General features: G+C 68.2%; 6 protein-coding genes. All 6 read left to right on the top strand.

What is annotated here, in order from left to right:
• Nucleotides 1-4 precede the first annotated feature (4 nt).
• From AB0B82_RS18845 to AB0B82_RS18870, 6 genes are read left to right on the top strand one after another with little or no spacing between them, the layout of a single operon-like run.
• Entirely contained in the window at nucleotides 5-1,369 is a 1,365-nt protein-coding gene (locus AB0B82_RS18845) for a sugar ABC transporter substrate-binding protein (RefSeq protein ID WP_360169562.1), read from the top strand.
• A gap of 12 nt (nucleotides 1,370-1,381) precedes the next feature.
• Entirely contained in the window at nucleotides 1,382-2,344 is a 963-nt protein-coding gene (locus AB0B82_RS18850; RefSeq protein ID WP_360169565.1) for a sugar ABC transporter permease, read from the top strand.
• Nucleotides 2,341-3,186, top strand: coding sequence for a carbohydrate ABC transporter permease (locus AB0B82_RS18855; RefSeq protein WP_360169568.1), 846 nt, complete (start codon nucleotides 2,341-2,343; stop codon nucleotides 3,184-3,186). The genes AB0B82_RS18850 and AB0B82_RS18855 overlap by 4 nt, the downstream gene beginning before the upstream one ends.
• A complete protein-coding gene (locus AB0B82_RS18860; protein WP_360169571.1) occupies nucleotides 3,183-4,649 on the top strand; it encodes a mannitol dehydrogenase family protein in 1,467 nt (488 codons plus the stop codon). Before AB0B82_RS18855 ends, AB0B82_RS18860 begins: the two co-directional genes overlap by 4 nt.
• Before the next feature lie 9 nt (nucleotides 4,650-4,658).
• Nucleotides 4,659-6,104 carry an FGGY family carbohydrate kinase gene (locus AB0B82_RS18865; RefSeq protein ID WP_360169574.1) on the top strand — a complete coding sequence of 482 codons (1,446 nt, stop codon included), beginning with the start codon at nucleotides 4,659-4,661 and terminating at the stop codon, nucleotides 6,102-6,104.
• Nucleotides 6,105-6,121: 17 nt separating this feature from the next.
• Nucleotides 6,122-6,616, top strand: a complete 495-nt coding sequence (locus AB0B82_RS18870; protein WP_360169577.1) for a YkvA family protein — start codon at nucleotides 6,122-6,124, stop codon at nucleotides 6,614-6,616.
• Nucleotides 6,617-6,751 lie beyond the last annotated feature (135 nt).

Here is a 6,751-nt window from a genome sequence, read left to right on the forward strand (position 1 = left end):
GCTCGTGCTGAGTAGGCGCAAACGCATCGGAGCGGTCGGGGTCGCGATCCTGGTGAGCGCGGTCAGCGGCTGTGCGGGCTGGGGCGGCGGCGCCGGTGACGGCGGCCAGGACAGCATCAACGTGCTGATGGTGAACAACCCGCAGATGGTCGATCTGCAGAAGCTCACCGCCGACAACTTCACCAAGCAGACCGGCATCAAGGTGAACTTCACCGTACTGCCGGAGAACGACGTCCGGGACAAGATCAGCCAGGAGTTCTCCAGCCAGGCCGGTCAGTACGACGTCGCGACGGTCAGCAACTTCGAGATCCCGATCTACGCCAAGAGCAAGTGGATCGCGCCGCTGTCGGGCTACATCGCCAAGGACCCGACCTTCGACCAAGACGACATCCTCAGCTCGATGACCAAGTCGATGACGGCCGAGGACGGCAAGATCTACGGCGAACCGTTCTACGGCGAGTCGTCGTTCCTGATGTACCGCAAGGACATCCTGGCCGCCAAGGGGGTGACGATGCCCGCGAAGCCGACCTGGCAGGAGGTCGCGGACATCGCCGCCAAGGTCGACAACGCCCAGCCCGGGATGCGCGGCATCTGCCTGCGCGGCCAGCCCGGATGGGGGCAGTTGTTCGCGCCGCTCACCACGGTGGTGAACACCTTCGGCGGCACCTGGTTCACCGAGGACTGGCAGGCGAAGGTCGACTCGCCGGAGTTCACCGAGGCGACCAAGTTCTACGTCGACCTGGTCCGCGCGCACGGCGAGGCCGGCGCGCCGCAGGCCGGCTTCACCGAGTGCCTGAACAACACCATCCAGGGCAACGTCGCGATGTGGTACGACGCCACGTCGGCGGCCGGATCGCTCGAGGCGCCGAACTCGCCGGTCAAGGGCAAGATGGGCTATGCGCCCGCACCGGTCGTGAAGACCGACAGCTCCGGCTGGTTGTACGCGTGGGCCTGGGGCATCCAGGAAGCCTCGAAGAAGAAGGACAACGCCTGGAAGTTCGTCTCCTGGGCCTCCGGGAAGGACTATGAGAAGCTCGTCGGCGAGAAGGTTGGCTGGTCCAACGTTCCGGCCGGCAAGCGCGCGTCGACGTACGAGATCCCCGAGTACGTCGCGGAGGCGAAGGCGTTCGCGGAGCCGACCAAGAGCGCGATCGAGAACGCCGACCCGACGAACCCGGGGGTCCAGCCGCGGCCGGCGCCGGGGATCCAGTTCGTCGACATCCCGGAGTTCCCCGATCTCGGGACTCAGGTCAGTCAGGACGTGAGCTCGGCGATCGCCGGGCGGATGAGCGTCGACGAGGCGCTGAAACGCGGGCAGGAGCTCGCCGACGACGTCGCGGAGCGGTACCGCTCCCGGCAAGCGAAGTAAGGGGTGCGGGCCATGTCTGTTGACGCCAAGCCGGAGACCAGTGCGCGGCCGCAGCGCAATGCGCCGCCGCCCGGATCCGAAGGCACCGTGCTGCGCAAGGCCGGCGACTGGGCACGTCGCGGGCCGTTGCTGCCGGCACTGATCTTCATGATCATCGTGACCCAGCTGCCGTTCGTGGTCACGCTGGTGGTGTCCTTCATGGACTGGAACGCGTACTACCCCGACGAGCGCGGCTTCGCCGGATTCGCGAACTTCCGCCGGGTGATCACCGACGCGAACACCCGGCACGCGATCTGGGTGACGATCCTGCTGACCGCCGGCGTGGTGCTGATCAGCCTGGTCCTCGGGCTGCTGATCGCGCTGCTGCTGGACCGCAAGTTCCGTGGTCGCGGCGCGGTCCGGACGATGATGATCACGCCGTTCCTGATCGTCCCGGTGGCTGCCGCGCTGTTGTGGAAGCACGCGCTCTACAACCCGACGTACGGCCTGTTCAACGGGGTGCTGAAGTGGTTGTTCGGCGACAACGCGCCGCAGCCGGACTGGATCAGCAACCAGCCGTTGTGGTCGATCATCTTCGCGCTGGTCTGGCAGTGGACGCCGTTCATGATGCTGATCCTGCTGGCCGGGCTGCAGAGCCGTCCGCTGGACGTGATCGAGGCGGCCGGCATCGACGGCGCGAACCAGTGGGAGATCTTCCGCTACATGACGCTGCCGCACCTGCGTCAGTACCTGGAACTGTCCGCGCTGCTCGGCTCGATCTACGTCGTGCAGAACTTCGACGCGGTCTTCACGATCACGTCCGGCGGTCTCGGGACGGCGAACCTCCCGTACACGATCTACCAGACCTTCTACACCGCGCACGACTACGGGCGGGCGTCCGCGGCCGGCGTGATCGTGGTCATCGGCACGATCGCGATCGCGATGTTCGCGCTGCGGTCGGTGTCCACGCTGTTCCGAGAGGAGACCGGACGATGACCGGCCAGGTGACGATCGTGAAGGGGCACAACCGTCGCGGTGGCGGCTGGGCCTTGTCCGGGCTGGCGTGGATCGTCGGCATTCTGTTCGTGCTGCCGGTGCTGTGGATGCTGCTGACCTCGTTCCACAGCGAGGAGGACGCGGCGAAGAACCCGCCGGACCTCGGCGCACCGCTGACGCTCGACGGGTACCGCGCCTTCTTCGACACCGGTCCGTGGCCGTCGATCGCGAACTCGCTGACCGCGAGCATCCTGTCCACGGTGCTGGTGCTGCTGCTCGCGTTCCCGGCGGCGTACGCGCTGTCGATCCGGCCGGTGAAGAAGTGGACCGACGTGCTGTTCTTCTTCCTGTCCACGAAGATGCTGCCGGTGGTGGCCGGTCTGCTGCCGATCTACCTGTTCGCGCAGTCCGTCCACTTCCTGGACAACATCTGGCTGCTGATCCTGCTGTACACCTCGATGAACCTGCCGATCGCGGTCTGGATGCTGCGCAGCTTCCTGTCCGAGGTGCCGGTGGAGATCCTCGAGGCGGCCTCGGTCGACGGCGCGTCGTTGTCCCGGACGCTCCGCTCGGTGGTCGCCCCGGTGGTGACGCCGGGGATCGCGTCGGCGGCGTTGATCTGCTTCATCTTCAGCTGGAACGAGCTGCTGTTCGCCCGCGTGCTGACCGGCACGGTGGCGCAGACGGCGCCGGTGTTCTTGACTGGGTTCGTGACAAGTCAAGGATTGTTCCTCGCCAAGGTCTGTGCCGCGTCGATCGTGGTCTCGCTGCCGGTGCTGATCGCCGGATTCGCCGCCCAGGACAAACTGGTCCAGGGCCTCTCGCTGGGGGCGGTCAAGTGACCGTGCTCTCGGCAACAACTCTGACCGCCCTCGGTGCCGGAGTCGCGGTGCCGTCGTACGACCGTACGGCGGTCCGCCCCGGTATCGTGCACTTCGGGGTCGGCGGGTTCCACCGCGCGCACCAGGCGATGTACCTGGACCGGCTGATGAACGAAGGGAAAGCACTCGACTGGGGGATCGTCGGCGTCGGCGTGCTCCCGCACGACCGGCGGATGGCCGACGTCCTGTCCGCCCAGGACCACCTGTACACGCTGGTCGTCAAGCACCCGGACGGCACGCTCGAACCGCGGGTGATCGGGTCGATCGTGGACTACCTGTTCGCGCCCGACGACCCCGAAGCGGTGCTCGCCCGGATGACCGACCCCGCCACGCGGATCGTCTCGCTGACGATCACCGAGGGCGGTTACCACGTGAACCAGGTCACTGGCGAGCTCGACGCCTCCGATCCCGCCCTGGCCGCGGACCTCGAGCCGGGCGCGACGCCGGGCAGCGCGTTCGGGTTCATCGTCGAGGCGTTGCGCCGGCGCCGTACGGCCGGTGTGGAGCCGTTCACCGTGATGTCGTGCGACAACATCCCCGGCAACGGGCACGTGGCGCGGAAGATGATCGCGGCGTTCGCGCGGCTCCAGGATCCGGAGATCGCCGACTTCCTCGAGACCGAGGTCCGGTTCCCGAACTGCATGGTCGACCGGATCACCCCGGTCACCACCGACGCCGACCGCGCGGCGCTGGCCGAACGGTTCGGCGTCGAGGACGGTTGGCCGGTGGTGTGCGAGCCGTTCACGCAGTGGGTTCTCGAGGACGACTTCGGCGGCGTGCGGCCGCCGTACGAGGACGTCGGCGTACAGATCGTCGAGGACGTCGAGCCGTACGAGTTGATGAAGCTCCGGCTGCTGAACGCGAGCCATCAGGCGCTGTGCTACCTCGGCTACCTGGACGGATACCGGTACGCGCACGAGGTGTGCCAGGACAAGCTGTACGTCGACTTCCTGCTCGGGTACATGGACCACGAAGGGACTCCGACGCTGCCGCCGGTGCCTGGGGTCGACCTGGACCGGTACAAGCACCAGCTGATCGAGCGGTTCGCGAACCCCGAGGTCCGCGACACGCTGGCGCGGCTGTGCGCGGAGAGCTCGGACCGGATCCCGAAGTGGTTGCTGCCGGTGATCCGCGAGCAGCTGGCCGCCGGCCGCGAGATCAAGCGATCGGTGCTCGTGGTCGCTTCCTGGGCGCGGTACGCCGAGGGTGTGGATGAGCAGGGGCAGCCGATCGACGTCGTCGACCGGCTGCGCGACAAGATCGTCGAGCGCGCGCAGCACAACCGGGACGACCCGTTGGTGTTCATTTCGGACCCGGACCTGTTCGGTGACCTGGCGTCGGACGAGCGCTTCGTATCGCAGTACACGGTCGCGTTGAAGTCGCTGCACGAGATCGGGGCGCGCGCCACCTTGGAAGCCCTTTAGTGTGGGTGCATGACTGAGCTGAGGCTGGTCGCCGGGGTGGACTGCTCCACCCAGGCGACCAAGGTGGTCGTGTGTGACGCCGAGACCGGAGCGGTGGTGCGGGAAGGCCGCGCGCCGCACCCGGACGGGACCCAGGTGGACCCGGCCGAGTGGTGGAAGGCGTGGGAGATCGCGTCCGACGGGTTGCTCGACGGCGTCCAGGCGATCGCGATCGGCGGCCAGCAGCACGGCATGGTGCTGCTGGACGACGCCGGTGAGGTAGTGCACCCGGCCGTACTGTGGAACGACACCAGCTCCGCCGACGCCACCGCCGAGCTGATCGCGGAGCTCGGCGGCCCCCAGGCGTGGGCCGAGGCGGTCGGTTCTGTCCCGGTCCCGTCCTTCACCGTGACGAAGCTGCGCTGGCTGCGAGACGAAGCGGCGCGCGGTGTCGAGGTCCGTCGTACTGCGGCCGAGCGGGCGGCGGCCGTCGTACTGCCGCACGACTGGATGACGCATCGGCTGGCCGCGGATCGTTCCGGGATCGAGGGGATCACCACCGATCGCGGGGATGCCTCCGGGACCGGTTGGTGGTCGCCGACCACGAACAGCTACCGGACCGACCTGGTGGAGCTCGCCTTCGGCCGGCAGTTGGCTTTGCCGCGCGTCGCGGGGCCGGCTGAGATCGTCGGTGAGACTGCGTTCGGGGCTGCGATCGCGGCCGGTACCGGTGACAACGCGGCGGCTGCGCTCGGTCTAAATCTGCAGCCTGGTGATGTTGCGGTGTCGCTCGGGACGAGCGGTACGGCGTTCGCTCGCTCGGCGCACGCGACTGCCGACCCGACCGGCATCGTGGCCGGTTTCGCGGACGCGACGGGGGAGTACCTGCCGCTCGTCTGCACGCTGAACGCGGCGCGCGTGATGTCCGCGACCGCGCAGATGCTCGGCCTCGAACTGTCGGCCTTCGACGAAGCAGCCTTGACGTCGCCGGGCAGCGAAGGGCTCGTTCTGCTGCCGTTCCTGGACGGTGAGCGGACGCCGGACCTGCCGCATTCGACCGGTCTGATCTACGGTCTGACCCGGGCGACCATGCAGCCCGCGACGATGGCTCGTGCTGCTGTCGAGGGTCTGCTGTGCGGGCTCGCCGATGCGGTCGATGCGCTCCGTGAGCAGGGGCTGCCGGTGCAGCGGGTGCTGCTGCTGGGTGGTGGGGCGCGTGCCCGCTCCGTCCAGGCTCTGGCGCCCGCGTTGCTCGGCGCGGACGTCGTACTGCCCGAGCCCGCGGAGTACGTCGCGCTCGGCGCCGCACGGCAGGCCGCCTGGGCGCTGTCCGGAGCTGCCACGCCGCCCACCTGGGAGATCCCGGTCGGGAAGCCGGAGCCGGCGATCAGCGTCGACGCCGCGACCATTCGCGCCAACTACGGACAGGTACTGTCCAACACCCAGCCGTTGCTCTCCCAGCCGTACAACCGTTGAGGTCCTACCCTGGGTAGATGGTGTACTTCGGTGGGTTGCTCGCGCTGATCGGGCTGCTGACCCTACTGGTCAGGGACGGCGACGTCGTCGGGCTGCCCGCCGTCGCGGTCGGCGTCGGTCTGCTGGTCGTCGGCATTGGTGTCGGTGCGGTCGGCGCGGTACGCCGGCGCGCGGTCCGGCGGCGGAAGATCGCGAACGGCGAACCGGTGCCGGTCGGGAACGTGTTCGACCGTGCGAAGGCGCTGCCGCGGCTGCTGCGGGACGTCCGCCGCGGCACATACGCCGACCTCCCGAAGAGCCGTACGTTCCTGTGGGTGCTGGCGCTCGTGTACCTGATCTCGCCGGTCGACATCCTCCCCGACCTGCTCCCGATCATCGGCGTCACCGACGACGCCGGCGTCCTCGTCTGGCTCCTCACCAGCGTCTCCACCGCCGCCGGCCTCTACCTCCGCCGCGAACGCGAAAAGCTCCCCGAATCCACACCGCCGCAAGGCCGCCGCTCCACCCCCTGACATCCGGCGAACCCTCCACTTCAGGGGGCATCCCTCCAAGTGGAGGGTTGCCCCCAATGCCGCTCAGTTAGGGCTGGGGTGTGGTTGTCAACCGTCGTGGATGTGGATGGTGTGGGTGATCTTGTAGTTGTTGCG

This window comes from Kribbella sp. NPDC048915 (genome assembly GCF_040649595.1).
In the GTDB taxonomy this organism is placed as follows: domain Bacteria; phylum Actinomycetota; class Actinomycetes; order Propionibacteriales; family Kribbellaceae; genus Kribbella.

Excerpts from the sequence above, each read along its gene's own strand:
- AB0B82_RS18850 (WP_360169565.1), top strand. The coding sequence starts at position 1,382 with ATGTCTGTTGACGCCAAGCCGGAGACCAGTGCGCGGCCGCAGCGCAAT.
- AB0B82_RS18855 (WP_360169568.1), top strand. The coding sequence starts at position 2,341 with ATGACCGGCCAGGTGACGATCGTGAAGGGGCACAACCGTCGCGGTGGC.
- AB0B82_RS18865 (WP_360169574.1), top strand. The coding sequence starts at position 4,659 with ATGACTGAGCTGAGGCTGGTCGCCGGGGTGGACTGCTCCACCCAGGCG.
- AB0B82_RS18870 (WP_360169577.1), top strand. The coding sequence starts at position 6,122 with ATGGTGTACTTCGGTGGGTTGCTCGCGCTGATCGGGCTGCTGACCCTA.